Raw genomic sequence first — 17,846 nt, forward strand, 5'->3', positions numbered from 1 at the left:
ATATGGTGACTCTACGTCAGCCCTACCGAGAAAAAGTCTCCCAGATGGTTAGCTGGGGGCACTGGTTCGCCCTGTTCAACATGTTGTTGGCCATGGTGCTCGGCAGCCGCTACCTTTTTGTCGCCGACTGGCCGACGACGCTTGCCGGACGACTGTTTTCGTACGTCAGTCTCGTCGGGCATTTCAGCTTTCTGGTGTTTACCAGCTATGTGCTGATCCTCTTTCCGTTGACCTTTATCGTGGTCTCGCAGCGCCTGATGCGCTTCCTGTCGGTGATCCTTGCCACCGCCGGGATGACGCTGCTGCTGATAGACAGCGAGGTTTTTACCCGCTTCCATCTGCACTTAAACCCGGTCGTCTGGGAGCTGGTCATCAACCCTGACCAGAATGAGATGGCGCGCGACTGGCAGCTGATGTTTATCAGCGTCCCGGTCATCTTTTTGATTGAAATGCTCTTCGCCACCTGGAGCTGGCAAAAGCTGCGCAGCCTGACGCGCCGCCGACATTACGCCCGCCCGGTCGCCTGGTTCTTCTTTTTGTCGTTCGTCAGCAGCCACCTGGTCTATATCTGGGCGGACGCCAATTTCTATCGCCCGATCACTATGCAGCGGGCGAATCTGCCGCTCTCCTATCCGATGACCGCCCGTCGTTTCCTTGAGAAACATGGCCTGCTCGACGCCCAGGATTATCAGCGTCGTCTGGTGGAGCAAGGGGCGCCGGAGGCGGTATCGGTCCAGTATCCGCTTAGCAACCTGCGCTACCGTGACCTCGGCGCGGGCTACAACGTGCTGCTGATCACCGTCGACAACCTGAACTACTCGCGGTTTGAAAAGACCATGCCGGCGCTGGCGGCATTTGCCAAAGAAAACGTTAACTTTACCCAGCATATGAGCTCGGGCAATACCGCCGACAGCGGCCTGTTTGGCTTGTTCTACGGTATTTCGCCTGGCTATATGGACGGTGTCCTCTCGGCGCGTATTCCCGCCGCGCTGATTACCGCCCTCAACCAGCAGGGCTACCAGCTGGGCCTCTTCTCCTCCGATGGGTTTAGCAGCCCGCTGTATCGCCAGGCGCTGCTCTCCGATTTCTCGCTGCCGAGCGCGAAGACCCAGAGCGACGAGCAGACGGCCAATCAGTGGATCGGCTGGCTGGACCGTTACGCGCAGGATGAGAATCGCTGGTTCTCGTGGATCTCGCTCAATGGCACCACCCTCGACGACACGCAGCAGCAGGGCTTTGTCCGCCGCTACAGCAAGGCGGCTGGCGACGTTGATGCCCAGATCGATCGGGTGCTGACTGCGCTGCGCGAAGCCGGCAAACTCGATAATACGGTGGTAATTATTACCGGCGGCCACGGCAAGCCGCTGAATGCGAAACACGACGCGTTCGACTGGTCGCGCGAGCAGCTGCAGGTGCCGCTGGTTATTCACTGGCCGGGCACGCCGGCGCAGGAGATTGCCACCCTGACCGATAACAAAGATGTGATGACTACGCTGATGCAGCGCCTGCTTCACGTTTCGACGCCGGCCAATGAGTACTCGCAGGGAGAAGATCTGTTCAGCGCCGCGCGGCGTCGTAACTGGGTCACCGCGGCCAACGGCGATACGCTGGCCATCACCACCCCGACCATCACCGTGGTCCTCAACCATAACGGCACCTATACCACCTGGAGCCGCGACGGCGAGAAAATTAAAGATCAGAAACCGCAGCTCAGTCTGTTGCTGCAGGTCCTGACTGACGAAAAACGCTTTATCGCTAACTGATTGATTAATTATGAATCAATCGCGCGTGACCCGCTTGCATTCGCCTGGGGAACGGGTAATATTGTTCCCCACGCGTCGGCACGTAGCGCAGCCTGGTAGCGCACCGTCATGGGGTGTCGGGGGTCGGAGGTTCAAATCCTCTCGTGCCGACCAAAAACTCCACAGAAACCAGCCTTTTAAGGCTGGTTTTTTTATGCCTGTTTCCCCTGTTGCCGCCCGCTCGCTTAATTTGTGCCCTTTCTTCAATGTATCGTGAAGATGTACGACTATCCTGATGGTAAATTACGTCGTAGCATCTATTATTCGACCGTATGACTCATAAGCAGGAGCGGATAACATGAGAGTTAATGGACTTACCAAAGGATTTTTCATCCTTATCGTCTTCATTGTAACCCTGGCCTTTTTTGATGTTCTCTCACCCTATTATTCCGCCATCCTTTGGGCTGCGATCCTCGCGGTGATTTTTAATCCGGTCAAAAACAAGATCCGTACCCGCCTCGGCGAGCGCAATGGCCTCGCGGCGCTGATGACCATCGTCATTATCTGTCTTATCGTTTTTACGCCGCTGGCTATCATTCTCTCCTCGCTGGCCTACGAGCTCAACCTGGTGTACAGCAAACTGCAGCATAACGACACCCAGTTTCCGACGGTGGTCGCCAGCCTGTTCGCCCATCTTCCCGGCTGGGCCAGAAGCTTCCTCGCCGATCATAACCTTGATAGCGCGCAGCAGATCCAGCAGCAGCTCTCTGATGCCGCTCTGAAAGGCGGTCAGTATCTGGCCGGCAGCGCGTTTCTGATTGGCAAAGGGACTTTTGGCTTCACCGTCAGCTTCGGCATCATGCTGTATCTGCTGTTTTTCCTGCTGAAGGATGGACCTTATCTGGTGCTGTTGATCCTCGAGTCTCTACCGTTATCAAGCTATGTGAAGCAGCATTTGTTCGCTAAATTCGCCGCTGTGGCCCGCGCCACGGTAAAAGGTACCGTCGCCGTGGCGCTGGCGCAGGGGGCGCTGGGTGGCTTTGCCTTCTGGATCGCCGGTCTGGACGGCAGCATTCTCTGGGGAGCGCTGATGGCGTTTCTGTCGCTTATCCCGGCGGTGGGCTCGGCCATTATCTGGGTGCCAGCGGCCATCTACCTCTTCGCCACCGGCCAACTGTGGCAGGGCGCCTTTATCGTCGGCTTCTTTGTGATTGTGATTGGCCTGGTGGATAACATTCTGCGTCCACTGCTGGTGGGCAAGGATACCAGGATGCCGGACTATCTGATCCTTATCGCCACTCTGGGCGGCATGGAGATCTACGGTATCAACGGCTTCGTGATCGGGCCGCTGATCGCCGCCCTGTTTATCGCCTGCTGGAACCTGCTGTCGGGACGAGAACATGCCGGCAATACCGATGAAATCGATGAAGAGTTTATTGAGGAAGCGAAAAATAGCCGTAATGAATAGCTTTCCCGGCAGGGGGCTGGCGGCCCGCCAGCGCCTCTGTTGCGCTCTGCGCGGTCGATGTCTTACCAGTAGATAACACTATTCATTTTGCAAAAATTGGTAAATAAATCTTAACATTCAGCTGAGTGATGATAGGCTATCTCTGTCAGGAACGAAAATAAAGGATGATCAACCGTGAAAAAAATCACTACGCTAGCCGTTTCTCTGCTGACCGCCGCCTGCATGTCCGCTGGCGCATTGGCCGCAGACCAGCCGCTGGAAAAAGTCGCGCCGTTCCCGAAAGCGGAAAAAGGCATGAAGCGTCAGGTTATTCAGCTGCCGCAGCAGCAGGATGAGTCGGCGCTCAAGGTTGAGCTGATGATCGGCCAGACGCTGGAAGTCGACTGCAACCATCATCGTCTCGGCGGGGAACTGGAAAGTAAAACCCTGGAAGGCTGGGGCTATGATTACTATGTCTTTGAGAAGCTGAGCGGCCCGGTATCCACCATGATGGCCTGCCCGGACGGCAAAAAAGAGAAGAAATTTGTCACTGCCGGCCTCGGGGATGACGCCATGCTGCGCTACAACAGCAAACTGCCGATCGTGGTATACACGCCGAGCAATGTCGATGTGAAATATCGCATCTGGCGCGCCGACGAGACTATCGGCAACGCCGTCGTCCGCTAAGGCGAACAGCGCAAACGGCAATAAAAAACGGCAGCCCGCAGGCTGCCGTTTTTGTCAGAGCGTTTATCAGAGCGCGATATCCGCCATCGGCTTGCCGCCGCTCAGCGGCTTCAGCTCCGCCTGCGGTACCTCATCCACCGCCCCGGCTGGCTCATATTTCAGCTCCAGCACTTCACTGGTCCACGCCAGCGCTTTCTCGATCTCCGCCGGGTTGCCGTCAAGACGAATACCGTAGGTTGGGATGATCGCCTTCAGCTTGGCCTGCCATTCCGGCGAATTGACTTTATCTTTAAACACTTTTTCCATTAGCTGCAGCATGATAGGCGCCGCGGTGGAGGCCCCTGGCGACGCGCCGAGAAGCGCCGCGACGGTGCCTTCATCATCGCTGACCACTTCGGTGCCCAGGCGCAGTACCCCGCCCTTCTTCGCGTCGCGCTTAATGATCTGCACGCGCTGACCGGCCTGCCACAACCGCCAGTCCTCTTTCCGCGCTTCCGGATAATATTCGCACAGCGCGGCCAGACGATCTTTATCTTTCTGCATCACCTGGCTAATCAGATATTTTACCAGATCGAAGTTGTCCAGGCCGACGTTGAGCATTGGCAAAATATTTGAGGTATTCGTCGAGGCCAGCAGATCCCACAGCGAACCGTTCTTCAGGAAACGGGTCGAGAAGGTGGCGAATGGTCCGAACAGCACCACGCGTTTACCGTCGATAATACGGGTATCGATGTGCGGCACCGACATCGGCGGCGCGCCCACTTCGGCCTGACCGTAGACCTTCGCCAGATGGTGGTTCACCACCTCCGGATTTTCGCAGACCAGGAACTGGCCGCCGACCGGGAAGCCCGCATACTCTTTGGCCTGCGGAATGCCGGTCTCCTGCAGCAGGGTCAGCGCTGCGCCGCCGGCGCCGATAAAGATAAATTTGGCTTTAATGACCCGCTTCTGACGACGATTGTCGGCATCCGCCAGGGTGACCGTCCAGCTCTTGTCGGCGTTGCGCTTGAAGCGACGCACCACGGTGCCCAGCTGTAGGGAGAAATTATCATGCTTTTGCAGACCGGCGATCAGCTGGCGGGTAATTTCACCATAGTTGACGTCGGTTCCCACTTCTGAGCGAGTGGCGGCGACCTTTTGCAGCGGGTCGCGGCCTTCCATCACCAGCGGCGCCCAGGCTTTGATCTGCTGATGGTCTTCAGAATAGCGAATACCGCGGAACAGTTCACTTTGCTGCAGCGCCGCGTAGCGCGCACGCAGGAAGTTGACGTTATCTTCGCCCCACACAAAGCTCATGTGCGGCACGCTGTTAATGAAAGATTTTGGTTTGTTCAGGACGCCGCGCGTCACCTGATGCGCCCAGAACTGACGCGAGATATGGAAGGCTTCGTTGATGTCGACCGCTTTGTCGATATTGATGCCGTTGGCGGTCTGCGGCGTGTAGTTCAGCTCCATCAGCGCCGCGTGGCCGGTACCCGCATTATTCCACCCGTTTGAGCTCTCTTCCGCCACGCTGGACATCTGCTCAACCATGGTAATAGACCAGTCTGGCTCAAGCTCCTGCAGCCAGGTTCCCAGTGTGGCGCTCATAATGCCGCCGCCAATCAACAATACATCCGTCTCTTGCTCATGGCGGGTGTTGGTCCGAGTGCTGTTGGGACCAACCGCCTGTGAGCGTGGTACGGCCATCTTTTTATTCATCGGATTTGAGCCTTACTTTACTCGCTGTTTTTATTTAGCGCAGGTGATACGATTCTCACCCCTCACGTTACCACCGAAGCTCAAAAATTTAAATATTGTTTAAATTTTAAGTTCTGTTTTGAGATCCGTTATAAAAATGTTTAATAAATGTATACACCAAATCACTTTTTGTACTGGTGCGCTGACAGATTCCGCGCTATCATCCCTGGTTTTGTGACAGACCGCACGGAAGCAGGGCCTGACACCGCTCCCTTTTTTTTATAAGCTGCGAACTTTTTTTATGCCCCCAGTTTCTGACCCCGCCGCTTCCGGCAACCTGCGTCCCATCCTCCGCTCCCCGTCTTTACTAACGCGCGAAGTGCTGGCCGGCGTGCTCACCGCCCTGGCGCTCATCCCTGAAGTGATTTCGTTTTCAGTCATTGCCGGCGTTGACCCGCAGGTAAGCCTGATTGCTTCGGTGGTGCTCTGCCTGGCGATGTCAATCTTCGGCGGACGCCCGGCGATGGTCACCGCCGCCGCGGGCTCGGTGGCGCTGGTGATTGGCCCGATGGTGCATCAGCACGGCGTGGGGTACATTTTACCGGCTGTCATTCTGGCGGGTATTATTCAAATTTTGTTTGGTCTGTGCGGCATGGCGCGCCTGATGCGCTTTATTCCCCCGGCGGTGATGACCGGCTTCGTCAACGCCCTTGGGATCCTGATTTTCTTTGCTCAGGTGCCGCATTTCTGGAGTCGACAACCGCTAATCGTTGGCCTGTTCGTCCTGACGCTGCTTATCGTCCTGTGGGCGCCGCGCGTTATTAAGACTATCCCGGCGCCGCTGATCGCCATCGTCGCGCTCACCCTCTATACCGCGACCACCGGCCAGCAGCTGCCGACCGTCGGCGATGAAGGGTCAATGAGCGGCGGCCTGCCGGGGTTCACCGCCCTGACCGTTCCCCTGAACCTGACCACCCTGCAGATAATCTGGCCGTGCGCCCTCAGCATCGCCTTTGTCGGCCTGATGGAGTCCTTGCTGACGGCTAAGCTGGTGGATGATCTCACTCATACCCCGTCGAACAAATCGCGGGAAAGCGCCGGGCTGGGTATCGCCAATATCCTTGCCGGCTGCTATGGCGGCATCGCCGGCTGCGCGATGATCGGCCAGACTATCGTGAACGTGGAAATGGGCCGGGCCCGCAGCCGCCTCTCAACGGTAATCGCCGGCCTGGTGCTGCTCCTGCTGGTGACAGCGCTCAGCCAGGTGATGGCGAAGATCCCGATGGCGGTTCTGGCCGGGGTGATGGTGATCGTGGCGGTGAAGACCTTTAGCTGGCACAGCATTCGCCCGGGCGAGCTGGCGCGTAATCCGTGGCCGGAAACGCTGGTGATGCTGGTGACCGTCGCCGCGACGGTGGGAACCAGCAATCTGGCGATCGGTGTGCTGGCGGGGATTGTCGCGATGGCGATCATCCCCCGCCGCCTGCGGGCAAAAGCGCAGGCTACATTAGAAACAGCGTCGCCAGACCCAGAAAAATAAAGAAGCCGCCGGTGTCGGTGATGGCGGTGATCATTACGCTGGAGCCGACCGCCGGGTCACGCCCCAGCTTCACCATGACCATCGGGATTATCACGCCCATCATCGCCGCCATCAGCAGGTTGAGCATCATGGCCAGCGTCATCACCCCGCCGAGCTGCGGATCGTCATACAGCCACCAGGTGATGGCCCCCATAATCCCGCCCCACACCAGGCCATTAATCAGCGCAACGCCCATTTCACGCAGGATCAGAAAGGTAAAGCTGCCGGGCTGGATCTGCTGCAGCGCCATCGCCCGGACGATCATGGTGATCGTCTGGTTGCCGGTGTTGCCGCCGATGCCGGCGACGATCGGCATCAGCGAGGCCAGCGCCACCAGCTGTGAAATGGTGTGTTCGAAGCCGTCGATGACCCGGGAAGCAATAAACGCCGTACACAGATTGACCGCCAGCCATGCCCAGCGGGTTTTCACCGCTTTGCTGACCGGGGCGAAGACATCCTCTTCATCGCTCAGGCCGCCCATCCGCCGCAGATCGTTATCGGTTTCTTCATAAACCACATCGACGATCTCATCGATGGTCAGGCGCCCGATCAGCTTGCCGTCGGCATCAATGACGGCGGCGCTGAGCAAGTCATCACGTTCGAAGGTGCGCGCCACCTTCTCCGCCTCTTCGTGCGGCTGAAAGGTGACCGGGTCGCCCTCCATCACCTCCCCCACCCGCTTCTGCGCATCATTGAGCAGAATGGTCTGCAGCTCCAGCTCGCCGAGCAGCAGCTTGTTACGGGTGGTAACGAACAGCTTATCGGTGTTTTCCGGCATTTTTCCGAGACGCCGCAGATAGCGCTGCACCGCCGCCAGGGTGGCCTCCGGTCGCACCGTAATGACCTCAAACTCCATGATCGACCCGACGCTGTTGTCGGCGTAGCGCATAATCTGGCGAATACGGGCGCGCTTCTCGGCCGGCAGGGTCGCCAGCAGCCGTCCGGTCAGGTTGCGCGGAAGATGCTGCAGCAGGTAAACCTGTTCATCGATATCCAGCGGCTGCATGGCCTGCAGCAGCTCGGGGTCGCTCATCTTGTCGATCAGGTCGCCCCAGACGTTCTCTGAGGCCTCCAGCAGCACTTCGCCGCGTTTATCGTCGGGCACCAGGCACCATAGCGCGGTGCGGGCGTCATAGGGAAGCGCTTCCAGCGCATCGGCGAGATCCGGCGGCGGCAGATGCGAGACCAGCATTTCCACTTCGGCCAGGTCATCGGCCAGCGTCCCTTCATCATAGCGCTCAGCCAGCGTCAGTTTGCCCAGCAGCGCGGAAGTCACCGCTTTATCGGTGCTCAAGAGCCAAATCAGACGGGCGCGCTCTTCGTCACGCAAGCGGGCGCTTTTTTTATGCAAAACGGACATCGATCGGGCAATCCTTTTGAGAATGGTGAGCCGGCCTGCGGGCCGGAAGCCTTAAGCATAGCGCGAGGAGGGGGAAATAATAACCGTCAGCGATGTAGACGCTGAAAATTTCAGCGGCGCCCGGGCTTTTCCGGGCGCGCGTTGTGAATCAGGCCGTACGGGCCACCGCATCGCGGGAAGCCTGTTCCCGCTCTTCGCCGGTAAGTTCGGCGAGCTGGCCGGCGCGCATCTCCAGCAGACGATCGGCGTGCTGGAAGTAGTGATCGTCATGGCTGATGGCGAACACGGTTTTGCCCATCTGTTGCATCAGCGGCAGCAGGACCTGGTAGAACTCGCGGCGGAAATGCGGATCCTGATCCGCCGCCCATTCATCCAGCAGAATGATGTCCCGGGACTCGGCCAGCGCCAGCAGGAGCGCCACGCGCTTCTTCTGCCCTTTCGACAGCCGCAGGTCGGCGATTTTTCCGTTCTCCAGCTGCAGCTTGTGGGCCATTTGCAGACGCTCCAGCCATGTCGCCACCAGCGCCGGATCGGCCTCCTCGCCCTGCGGCCCGAGCAGGCGGTCAAACAGCCAGACGTCGGTAAACACTGCGGAAAACAGTTTGCGGTACTCCTCTGGCCTCTCCGCCGCCAGCGGCTGGCCGTCGACGAGGATCTGACCGGATATTGGCTGGTACAGGCCGGTCAGGAGCATCGCCAGCGTTGACTTGCCGCTGCCGTTGCCGCCTATCAGAAACACCAGCTCGCCGCGCTTCAGCGTCAGATTAAGCGGCCCTACCGCAAAGCGCTGGTCCGGATAATGGAAGGTGACATCGCGCAGCTCCAGCGTCTGCCAGTCAGGATGCGCCTGCGGCCGGGGAAAGTCGGCCCGGTACGGGGCGAGGGAGAACTGACGCAGCTTGTTAAACGCCACCTGGGCGCTGAGCAGCGTGGGCAGCGCGCCGACGGCGGAGAGCAGCGGCGTGCGCAGAAACAGCAGCGTCAGGGAATAGGTCGCCGCCACGGCGGTATCGGCCCAGCCGAGGCTGTTGGCCATCCAGAACACCAGCCCGATGGCGCCAAGCATCATAATATTCGACCAGTTGACCGCGCTGAGGTGGAAGGTATCGGCGCGAACGATATGGTGCCGGTACTCCCGGGCGTCCGGGAGGTAGAGCTGGTTAAACACATACTCCGCGCGCTCGCGGTTGAGGGTCAGCTCTTTACGCCCCTCCAGCACCGTCTGATAGTCGTGATACAGTTTATCTTCCGTTTCGCGCAGGCTGGCCATATGTTTGTACACCCGCGAGACCAGCACAAAGCCGCCCCAGATGGTGAGCGCCATCCACAGCGCCGTCACCAGCATCATTTTTCCTGACAGCCAGGCGAGGTAGGCCGCGGAGCCGAAGGTGAGAATGATCCCCTGCACCAGCTCCGGCAGGCGCACAAAGGCGATGGTGATATTGCGGATATCGCTGGTCAGCCCGGCAAGCAGCGACGCGCTGCCGATCTTCTCTACTTGTTCAATCTGGGTATCGAGGATGCGTTTAACAAACTCACCGCGCAGACGATAGACAAAATGGTGGCCGAGGGTGGTTAGCGCCAGCTGCGAACCCAGGGTCACCGCCATCAGCAGCCCCAGCAGACCAAGAAACTCCGGCAGGACCCGCAGCGAGGTATCGACAGCGGTAATCAGACGCAGGTTAATGAAAGCGATTAAGCCGATACCCAGCGCGGCGCTGAGCAGGCTGAGAGCAATAACGCCCAGAAACGGCCAGCGGTACTGGCGCCAGACGAGAGAGAGAAGTTCCATAACAGGCTATCCGCAAAAGCAAAACAGCCAGCAGTTTAAACGGCTCGCCGATGACATCAAGAATAATTCTTATTTTAATACTGGCGACCGCCCGCCTGTCGGAAGGTGAGATTGTAACGACAGTCGCCCGTTTCCGGATGATGCCCCGCTTTCAGCGGCTGAATGCCATGATAAAACAGACGCGACTCGCCGCCCCAGACCACCACATCGCCATGCTCCAGCAGCAGCCGCTGCAGCGGGTCGCTGCGTTGCAAGCCGCCAAACTGAAAGATAGCCGGCAAGCCCAGCGAGACCGAGACAATCGGCGCCCGCAGATCCTGTTCATCTTTATCCTGATGCAACGACAGTTTTGCGCCAGGACAATAGCGGTTAATCAAACAGGCGTCGGGGGAAAACTCCGGGTAGCCGCCGGCGGCGGCCGCCGCCAGCGCCAGTTCATGAAATACGGCAGGCATCGGCGGCCAGGTTTGATCGGTTACCGGGTCGACCGGGGCGTACAAATAGCCGTGGCGATCGGTAGTCCAGCCCAGCGCGCCGCAGTTGGTCATGGCGACCGACATGGTGTACCCGCCCGGCGTGACCATCTGGCGAAACGGCGACTGACTGGCGACGTCGGCTATCGCCTGCAGCAGCGCCGGGGCGCGTTCGCGGGCAAATCGCCGCAGCACCACCGCGCCGGGGGCCAGCGGCTCCTGCCACGGTGGGGTATCGCTAAACAGATCGAGCATTACTCCTCCTCATGTTGGGCCTCGCGCGCCAGCAGCTGCGCTTTTCGCGCCGTTCCCCAACGATAACCGGACAGGGCGCCATCTTCACGCACCACCCGGTGGCAGGGAACAATCACCGCCAGCGAATTCGCCGCGCAGGCGCCGGCCACGGCTCTTACCGCCCGCGGCTGGCCAATATGCTCTGCCACCTGGCGGTAGCTGCGGGTCTCGCCCACCGGGATCTGCCGCAGCGCCTGCCAGACCTGCAGCTGAAACGCGGTGCCCTGCAGATCCAGCGGCAGCGATACCGGCCGCCGGCTGTCGTCGAGGTGGGCGAAAATCTCGGCCATCTGCTGACAAAAATCGGGGTCGCCTTCACGCAGCTCGGCATTGGGAAAGCGCCGGCGCAGGTCGTCGAGCAATGCCGCATCGTTATCACCCGGCAGCACCGCGCAGACGCCGCGCTCGCTCTGCGCCACCAGGCAACGACCCAGCGCGCAGTCGCCCGTGGTCCAGGTTACCACGGTGGCGGCGCCGCCGCGGCGAAACTGGCTGGCGGTCATCCCTAACGCTGCGTCGGCCTGGCGATAATAGCTGCTGCTGTCGGGAAAACCAGCCGCCAGCGCGGCGCGGGTCACCGGTATCCCCTGCTCCAGCGCTTCCCGCAGGCGCTGCGCCCGCCACGCTTGTTGCCAGGCTTTAGGGGTCATGCCGGTGACGGATTTAAATAAACGGTGGAAATGAAACGGGCTCATCGCCAGCTGGCCTGCCAGCGCCTCGAGGGTCAGGGGCGCGTCCTGCTCCAGCAGCCGACAGGCCTGCGCCACTTTGTCGACCCTTTGCTGCTGCGGGTAGTCTTTATCCGGTTGGCAGCGTTTGCAGGGGCGGAATCCCGCCGCCACGGCGGCGGCGACGTCGGCAAAAAAGCGTACGTTTTCTCGCCGCGCGCGCCGCGAGCGGCAGGAGGGACGACAGCAGATGCCGGTGGTCAGTACCGCAAAGACGAACTGACCATCGGCCCGGGTATCACGTTCGCAGACCGCCTGCCAGCGGCGATCATCGGTATCGGCAACTATCGGTTTCATGACGGGTCTCCAGCTGTAAGTGTACCCTCAGTCTGTGGTAAAGCCCGCAGTAAAAAACCCGCAATCTTGCTTTTTAATTTTTCTCGCCGACAAGGAAAGTGCGGAACTGCGGCGACATCCAGGTTTTAAAACCCTCTCCTTCTTTAACGATCATGTAGACCGCCAGCCCCTCCTCGCGCACCACCTGCTGCGCTTTTTCCGGCCCCAGCACCATCAGTCCGGTATCCCAGCCGTCCGCCTCCAGCGCCGTTGGCGCAATGACGGTCACGGAGACCAGCTTATGGGTTATCGGCTGCCCGGTCTGCGGATCGATAACGTGCGAGATGCGTTTGCCATCGAGTTCATAGTAGTTGCGATAGCTGCCGGAGGTGCTGATGCCGTGACCATTGATGTCGACAATCGCCTGAACGGCGTTTTCGCGGTCGGTCGGTTTCTGGATCGCTACCCGCCAGGGCTTGCCTTCGCCATTCATCCCGCGGCTGACCAGCGCCCCGCCCACTGACACCAGATAGCGGGAGATCCCCTCCTGCTCCATCAACCGCGCGAGGTGGTCGGCGGCATAGCCTTCCCCCACGGTGGAGAGGTCGACAAACAGATCGGGAATATCTTTTTGCAGGAACTGCCTGCCGCTCTGATTAATAACCTGCAGATGCTGCAGGCCGGTGCGCGCCTTCGCCGCGGCTATCGCCTCGGCATCCGGGGTGGTGACCGGCTGTTTATCCGGGCCAAAGCCCCACAGGTTGACCAGCGGCCCCACGGTAATATCCATCGCGCCGTGCGTTTTGGCGCCAATCCGCAGCGACAGGGTGACGATATCCGCCATCGCTTCGCTCACCGGCCAGGGTTCGGTAGTGGCGGCATGATTGAAGCGCATCAGCGCTGAGTCGTTTTTCCAGGTCGACAGCAGGCGATCGTCGGCGTCCAGCTGGGCCTGAACCTTGGCGCGCAACGCCTGGGCCTTTGCCTCATCCACGCCAATGACGCTGACCCGCCAGAAGGTGCCCATCGTTTTGCCATCCAGCACGGTGGCCGTCGCGGTGGGGGTCGCAGGAGTGGTAGCTGAATCGCAGCCAGAGAGCAGAACGCAGGCGCCCAGCAGCGCGGCGCGAAAGAAAGTCATATCCATTAATCGAGGCTCCTCTTACCAGGGCGACAAGAGTATACCAGCGAGGTTAAACCGGACATAAAAAAAGGCGCCAGAGGCGCCTTTTTGTTATGCAGCTTGCAACTTAGAACTGGTAAACCAGGCCCAGTGCAACCACGTCGTCGGTAGAGATACCGGCGTTGTGGGTGAAGCTGTTGTCGTCCAGCAGGTTGATTTTGTAGTCAACATAGGTGGACATGTTTTTGTTGAAGTAGTAGGTCGCGCCAACGTCAACATATTTCAGGATGTCCTGGTCGCCGTAGCCTTCCAGATCCTTACCTTTAGACTGCAGGTAAGCCACGGACGGACGCAGACCGAAGTCGAACTGGTACTGAGCAACCACTTCGAAGTTCTGCGCTTTGTTAGCAAAGCCCAGAGAACCAGCGCGGGTCGCGTTGTAGGTCTGGGTGTACTGAGTGGCCAGGTAGATATTGTTCGCGTCGTATTTCAGACCGCCGGTGTAGGTTTCAGCGTTGTCGCCACGACCCAGTGCCAGCTTGCTGTTCTGGTCGCCAAGACGTTTGGAGTTAGAGTATGCGAAACCAGCGCTGATGCCATCATAGATGTCATAGGTCAGAGAGGTACCGTAACCGTCGCCATTCTGTTTCAAGGCGGTACGACCGTTGTTGGTAGGAGACAGAGCGCCTTCGCCGCTGACGCTGCCGTTTTTACCCTGATACTGCAGAGCAAAGTTCAGGCCGTCAACCAGACCGAAGAAATCAGAGTTACGGTAGGTTGCAACGCCGTTAGCACGGGACTGCAGGAAGTTGTCAGAACCGTAGGTGTCGCCGCCGAATTCCGGCAGAACGTCGGTCCAGGACGTTACGTCGTATACTACGCCGTAGTTACGACCGTAGTCGAAAGAGCCCGCGTCGCCAAATTTCAGGCCTGCGAATGCCAGACGAGTCCATGCCTGATCGCTGGAGCTTTCAGTGTTGTTCGCCTGAACGTTGTATTCCCACTGGCCGTAACCGGTCAGCTGGTCGTTGATCTGGGTTTCGCCTTTCACGCCTACACGCATATAGGTCTGGTCGCCGTCGACGCTCTTGTCGTCAGAGAAGTAGTGCAGACCGTCAATTTTACCGTACAGGTCTAATTTGTTGCCGTCTTTGTTATAAATTTCAGCCGCATTTGCTGCGCCTGCTACCAGCAGAGCCGGTACCAGGAGGGACAGTACTTTAACTTTCATGTTATTAACCCTCTGTTTGTTATATGCCTTTTATTATGCCACTGCTTACTGATTACCCTTCTAATCAGTCGGCTATTTCATTGTGCTGCAAAATGCAGAATAATCCAACAAGAATATGATACTAAAACTTCTAAGATGTTTCAAAGTTCCCACAAGATGTTTCAATTTGTAAATTCAGCGGAACTTTTTTCACCGCAAAATGGTCAGGGAAATACGCACTAATCATCAAAAAAAATATTTAACCTTTTATAATCAAAGCGATAGACAACAACATATCTATAGCACTGAATGGTAAAACAAAATGATCATTGGTGGCTAAAATAAGAGTCGCTATCATCATTAACTTTATTTATTACCGTCATTCAGTTCTGAATGTCTGTTTACCCCTATTTCAACCGGATGCCTCGCATCCGGTTTTTTTTACCCTTCTTTACACAACTTTAATTTATCTGTGCTACGGCTAATGATTCCCTAACGACTATTAATCAATCAATTAGGCCATCAGTGGGGCATATTCTGCCAATGTCTTGTTATTTCGTGCGATTCTTCCCTTTTGTTTCCGTCAATATCGTCGCCGGTTAACCTTCCCGGCGCGGTTTCATTTACGCTTCGTTTCTAAGATAATTCCTGGGCGGCATCGCACCGCTGGCGCCAATCTGTAGTATGGATTTACGCCATTAGCCTTTATACTGCCAGCAGCATCTGCTTTGTTGCCAGTTACTCTGGCGCTACATCCTGTTTACAAACAATGATGAGTCGTTCAGCCACAAGATGACCCCGAAAAAATTCTCCCTGATCCCCGGCAACATCAGCCGCTTCTTCATTTTGATGGTTATTGTCCTGCTGGCGACAATGGGGGTGATGATTCAAAGCGCCGTCAATGCCTGGCTGAAGGAGAAAAGCTATCAGGTGGTTGATGTCTCCCACGCTCTGCACCAGCGCATTGACGCCTGGCGCTATGCCACCTGGCAGATCTACGACAATATCGCCGCCACCTCAGTCAACACCGCAAGCGGCGGTCTGCAGGAGACGCGTTTAAAACAGGACGTTTACTACCTGGAGAAACCCCGGCGTAAAACCGAAGCCCTGATCTTTGGCTCCCATGACAGCTCCACCCTCGAAATGACGCAGAAAATGTCCGATTATCTCGATATTTTGTGGGGCGCGGAGACCATTCCGTGGTCGATGTACTATCTCAACGGCCTGGACAATAGTCTGATCCTGGTCTCCACCCTGCCGTTGAAGGACCTCTCTTCGAGCTTCAAAGAGTCAACGATCAGCAGCGTCGTGGAGTCACGGCGCGCGGAAATGCTGCTGCAGGCTAATACCCTTGATGAGCGCGAGACGTTCTCGCCGCTGCGCCATCTCGCCTGGCAGAACGCGCACTATTTTACGTTACGCACCACCTTCAACCAGCCCGGACACCTTGCCACGGTGGTCGCCTTCGACCTGCCGATTAACGATCTGATCCCGCCCGGCATGACCATCGACAGCTTCCGTATCGAGCCTGACCCGTCGCAAAATCTCGCCACCACGCCGGATAAAGAGAGCGCCGATCATATCGGGATCACCTTTAACGGCATGCAGATTGACATCGCCACCGACATCAGCACCACCGGTATGCAGTTGCTGTGGACGGTACCAATGAGCACCATGCTGCTGGAGTCCATGCAGAACATTCTTCTGCCGCTGCTGCTCAACATTGGTCTGCTGGCGCTAGCGCTGTTTGGTTTTACCACCTTTCGCCACTATAAAGGACGCAGCCATTCGTCTGGCGCCGGGCTCCCCTCCGCCGCCAACAGCGAACTGCGTCTGCTGCGCGCCATTAACGAAGAGATTGTTTCTCTGCTGCCGCTGGGGCTGCTCGTTCACGATCAGGAAGCCAACCGAACGGTTATCAGCAATCCAATTGCCGACCATCTGCTTCCGCACCTGAATCTGCAGAACATCACCAATATGGCGGACCAGCATCAGGGGGTAATTCAGGCCACCGTCAATAATGAGCAGTATGAAATCCGCCAGTATCGCAGCCAGGTAGCGCCGCGCACCCAGATCCTGATCATCCGTGATCAGGACCGCGAAGTGCTGGTCAATAAAAAGCTCAAGCAGGCCCAGCGCTTGTATGAGAAAAACCAGCAGGGACGGGCCGCCTTTATGCAGCACATCGGCAGCGCCCTGAAGCAGCCCGCGCTGACGCTGGCGGCAGAGGCGGCGGCGCTCAGTAGTACAGAGAATCGGACGCTGGCCCAGCATGCCGATGAGCTGGTCAAACTCATCGATGACATTCAGCTCGCCAATCTGCTGGAAAGCGATGCCTGGAAAACCAACCAGACGTTGTTCTCGGTGCAGGAGCTTATTGACGACGTCGTGCCGGAAGTGCTGCCGGCGATGAAACGCAAGGGTCTGCAGCTGCTCATCAACAATGCGCTCCCGGCCGGCGAGCAGCGCTATGGCGACCGTGAAGCTCTGCGGCGCACGCTGGTGCTGTTAATCCAATATTCAGTGACCACCACGCCTATCGGCAAGATCACCCTCGACGTCTGTCAGGATGAGTCGGCCAGCGATCGCCTGACCTTCCGCATTCTGGATACCGGCAACGGCGTCTCGGCAAACGAGATCGACAATATGCACTTCCCGTATCTCAACGAGACCCAGAGCGACCTGTACGGCAAAGCAAACGCCCTTACCTTCTGGCTATGCGACCGCATGACGCGCAAGCTGGGCGGGCAATTGACCATTAAAGCCCGGGAGTCGCTGGGGACGCGCTATACCCTGCATCTGAAAATGCCGGCCAGCGAAGAGGCGCCAGAGGCGGGAGAGCATTTGCTGGATGACGTTATCGTCCTGCTGGATGTGACTTCCAGCGAAGTGCGGCGGATTGTCACTCGCCAGCTGGAGAGCTGGGGAGCGTCCTGCATCACACCGGACGATCGGGCGACCAGTCAAGCCTTTGATCTTTATTTAACGGATAATCCGTCTAATCTTACTGCTTCAGGCTTGCTTTTAAGCGATGATGAGGTCGGGATACGCAAGATCGGCCCGGGCCAACTGCGGGTCAACTTTAATATTAGCACGGCGATGCAGGAGGCTATCCTGCAGCTTATTGAGCAGCAGCTGGCGGAGGAGGCGGTTCAGCCCGTCACCTCAGGAAACGAGAGTAACGCCGAACTCCATGCCAGCGGCTATTACGCACTGTTTGCCGATACGGTACCGGATGATGTTCAGAGATTGTATACTGAAATCGAAGCGGGCGATTTTGCTGCTCTGGCGCAAACCGCCCACCGCCTCAAAGGGGCATTTGCTATGCTTAATCTGATACCCGGCAAGCAGTTATGTGAAACGCTTGAGCATCTGATTCGCGAAAAGGATGCGCAAGGCATAGAAAAATATATCAGCGACATTGACGCTTACGTCAAGAGCTTGCTGTAGAAGGT

At 57.8% G+C, this 17,846-nt stretch carries 12 protein-coding genes and 1 tRNA gene; 6 read left to right on the top strand and 7 right to left on the bottom strand.

From position 1 onward, the window contains the following. Positions 1-2: 2 nt before the first annotated feature. From yejM to eco, 4 genes are all read left to right on the top strand, one after another. On the top strand, positions 3-1,763 hold the full coding sequence (gene yejM, locus BHE81_RS11195) for an LPS biosynthesis-modulating metalloenzyme YejM (protein WP_002912990.1): 1,761 nt from the start codon (positions 3-5) through the stop codon (positions 1,761-1,763). A 76-nt stretch (positions 1,764-1,839) separates the two neighbouring features. Beyond that, positions 1,840-1,916, top strand: a tRNA-Pro gene (locus BHE81_RS11200). Between the two features lie 184 nt (positions 1,917-2,100). After that, a complete protein-coding gene (locus tag BHE81_RS11205) occupies positions 2,101-3,210 on the top strand; it encodes an AI-2E family transporter (protein WP_002912992.1) in 1,110 nt (369 codons plus the stop codon). A gap of 174 nt (positions 3,211-3,384) precedes the next feature. Continuing rightward, entirely contained in the window at positions 3,385-3,876 is a 492-nt protein-coding gene (gene eco / locus BHE81_RS11210) for a serine protease inhibitor ecotin (RefSeq protein ID WP_004175048.1), read from the top strand. A 66-nt stretch (positions 3,877-3,942) separates the two neighbouring features. On the opposite strand, the gene mqo is transcribed toward eco, so the two are convergent. Next, a complete protein-coding gene (mqo, locus tag BHE81_RS11215; RefSeq protein ID WP_002912994.1) occupies positions 3,943-5,577 on the bottom strand; it encodes a malate dehydrogenase (quinone) in 1,635 nt (544 codons plus the stop codon). Positions 5,578-5,935: 358 nt separating this feature from the next. On the opposite strand from mqo, the gene BHE81_RS11220 reads away from it, so the two are divergent. Then, positions 5,936-7,096 (top strand): SulP family inorganic anion transporter, encoded by a 1,161-nt coding sequence (locus BHE81_RS11220; protein ID WP_073545739.1) that lies wholly within the window; start codon positions 5,936-5,938, stop codon positions 7,094-7,096. On the opposite strand, the gene mgtE is transcribed toward BHE81_RS11220, so the two are convergent. From mgtE to BHE81_RS11250, 6 genes are all read right to left on the bottom strand, one after another. Continuing rightward, positions 7,059-8,495 carry a magnesium transporter gene (gene mgtE / locus BHE81_RS11225; RefSeq protein ID WP_002912996.1) on the bottom strand — a complete coding sequence of 479 codons (1,437 nt, stop codon included), beginning with the start codon at positions 8,493-8,495 and terminating at the stop codon, positions 7,059-7,061. The genes BHE81_RS11220 and mgtE overlap by 38 nt on opposite strands. A 148-nt stretch (positions 8,496-8,643) precedes the next feature. Then, positions 8,644-10,287 carry a multidrug ABC transporter permease/ATP-binding protein gene (locus tag BHE81_RS11230; protein WP_004184919.1) on the bottom strand — a complete coding sequence of 548 codons (1,644 nt, stop codon included), beginning with the start codon at positions 10,285-10,287 and terminating at the stop codon, positions 8,644-8,646. A 74-nt stretch (positions 10,288-10,361) separates the two neighbouring features. Continuing rightward, positions 10,362-11,015, bottom strand: a complete 654-nt coding sequence (gene alkB / locus BHE81_RS11235) for a DNA oxidative demethylase AlkB (RefSeq protein WP_004140817.1) — start codon at positions 11,013-11,015, stop codon at positions 10,362-10,364. Next, positions 11,015-12,079, bottom strand: coding sequence for a bifunctional DNA-binding transcriptional regulator/O6-methylguanine-DNA methyltransferase Ada (ada, locus tag BHE81_RS11240; RefSeq protein WP_002913002.1), 1,065 nt, complete (start codon positions 12,077-12,079; stop codon positions 11,015-11,017). Before ada ends, alkB begins: the two co-directional genes overlap by 1 nt. Before the next feature lie 73 nt (positions 12,080-12,152). Continuing rightward, the gene (gene apbE, locus BHE81_RS11245) at positions 12,153-13,205 is read right to left on the bottom strand and encodes an FAD:protein FMN transferase ApbE (RefSeq protein ID WP_004180700.1); all 1,053 of its coding nucleotides are present in this window, start codon (positions 13,203-13,205) and stop codon (positions 12,153-12,155) included. 103 nt (positions 13,206-13,308) lie between these two features. Further along, positions 13,309-14,412, bottom strand: a complete 1,104-nt coding sequence (locus BHE81_RS11250) for a porin OmpC (RefSeq protein WP_002913005.1) — start codon at positions 14,410-14,412, stop codon at positions 13,309-13,311. Between the two features lie 771 nt (positions 14,413-15,183). Between BHE81_RS11250 and rcsD the strand changes: the two genes are divergently transcribed. Further along, on the top strand, positions 15,184-17,841 hold the full coding sequence (gene rcsD / locus BHE81_RS11255; protein ID WP_002913006.1) for a phosphotransferase RcsD: 2,658 nt from the start codon (positions 15,184-15,186) through the stop codon (positions 17,839-17,841). The last annotated feature ends 5 nt before the right edge of the window (positions 17,842-17,846 follow it).

It is taken from the genome of Klebsiella sp. AqSCr (assembly GCF_008452795.1).
Classification (GTDB): domain Bacteria; phylum Pseudomonadota; class Gammaproteobacteria; order Enterobacterales; family Enterobacteriaceae; genus Klebsiella; species Klebsiella pneumoniae.

Bases quoted from the DNA above. Each gene is read 5' to 3' on its own strand.
- rcsD (WP_002913006.1), top strand. From the start codon at position 15,184: ATGACCCCGAAAAAATTCTCCCTGATCCCCGGCAACATCAGCCGCTTC.
- apbE (WP_004180700.1), bottom strand. From the start codon at position 13,205: ATGGATATGACTTTCTTTCGCGCCGCGCTGCTGGGCGCCTGCGTTCTG.
- BHE81_RS11250 (WP_002913005.1), bottom strand. From the start codon at position 14,412: ATGAAAGTTAAAGTACTGTCCCTCCTGGTACCGGCTCTGCTGGTAGCA.
- BHE81_RS11230 (WP_004184919.1), bottom strand. From the start codon at position 10,287: ATGGAACTTCTCTCTCTCGTCTGGCGCCAGTACCGCTGGCCGTTTCTG.
- mgtE (WP_002912996.1), bottom strand. From the start codon at position 8,495: ATGTCCGTTTTGCATAAAAAAAGCGCCCGCTTGCGTGACGAAGAGCGC.
- BHE81_RS11205 (WP_002912992.1), top strand. From the start codon at position 2,101: ATGAGAGTTAATGGACTTACCAAAGGATTTTTCATCCTTATCGTCTTC.
- mqo (WP_002912994.1), bottom strand. From the start codon at position 5,577: ATGAATAAAAAGATGGCCGTACCACGCTCACAGGCGGTTGGTCCCAAC.
- alkB (WP_004140817.1), bottom strand. From the start codon at position 11,015: ATGCTCGATCTGTTTAGCGATACCCCACCGTGGCAGGAGCCGCTGGCC.
- ada (WP_002913002.1), bottom strand. From the start codon at position 12,079: ATGAAACCGATAGTTGCCGATACCGATGATCGCCGCTGGCAGGCGGTC.
- yejM (WP_002912990.1), top strand. From the start codon at position 3: ATGGTGACTCTACGTCAGCCCTACCGAGAAAAAGTCTCCCAGATGGTT.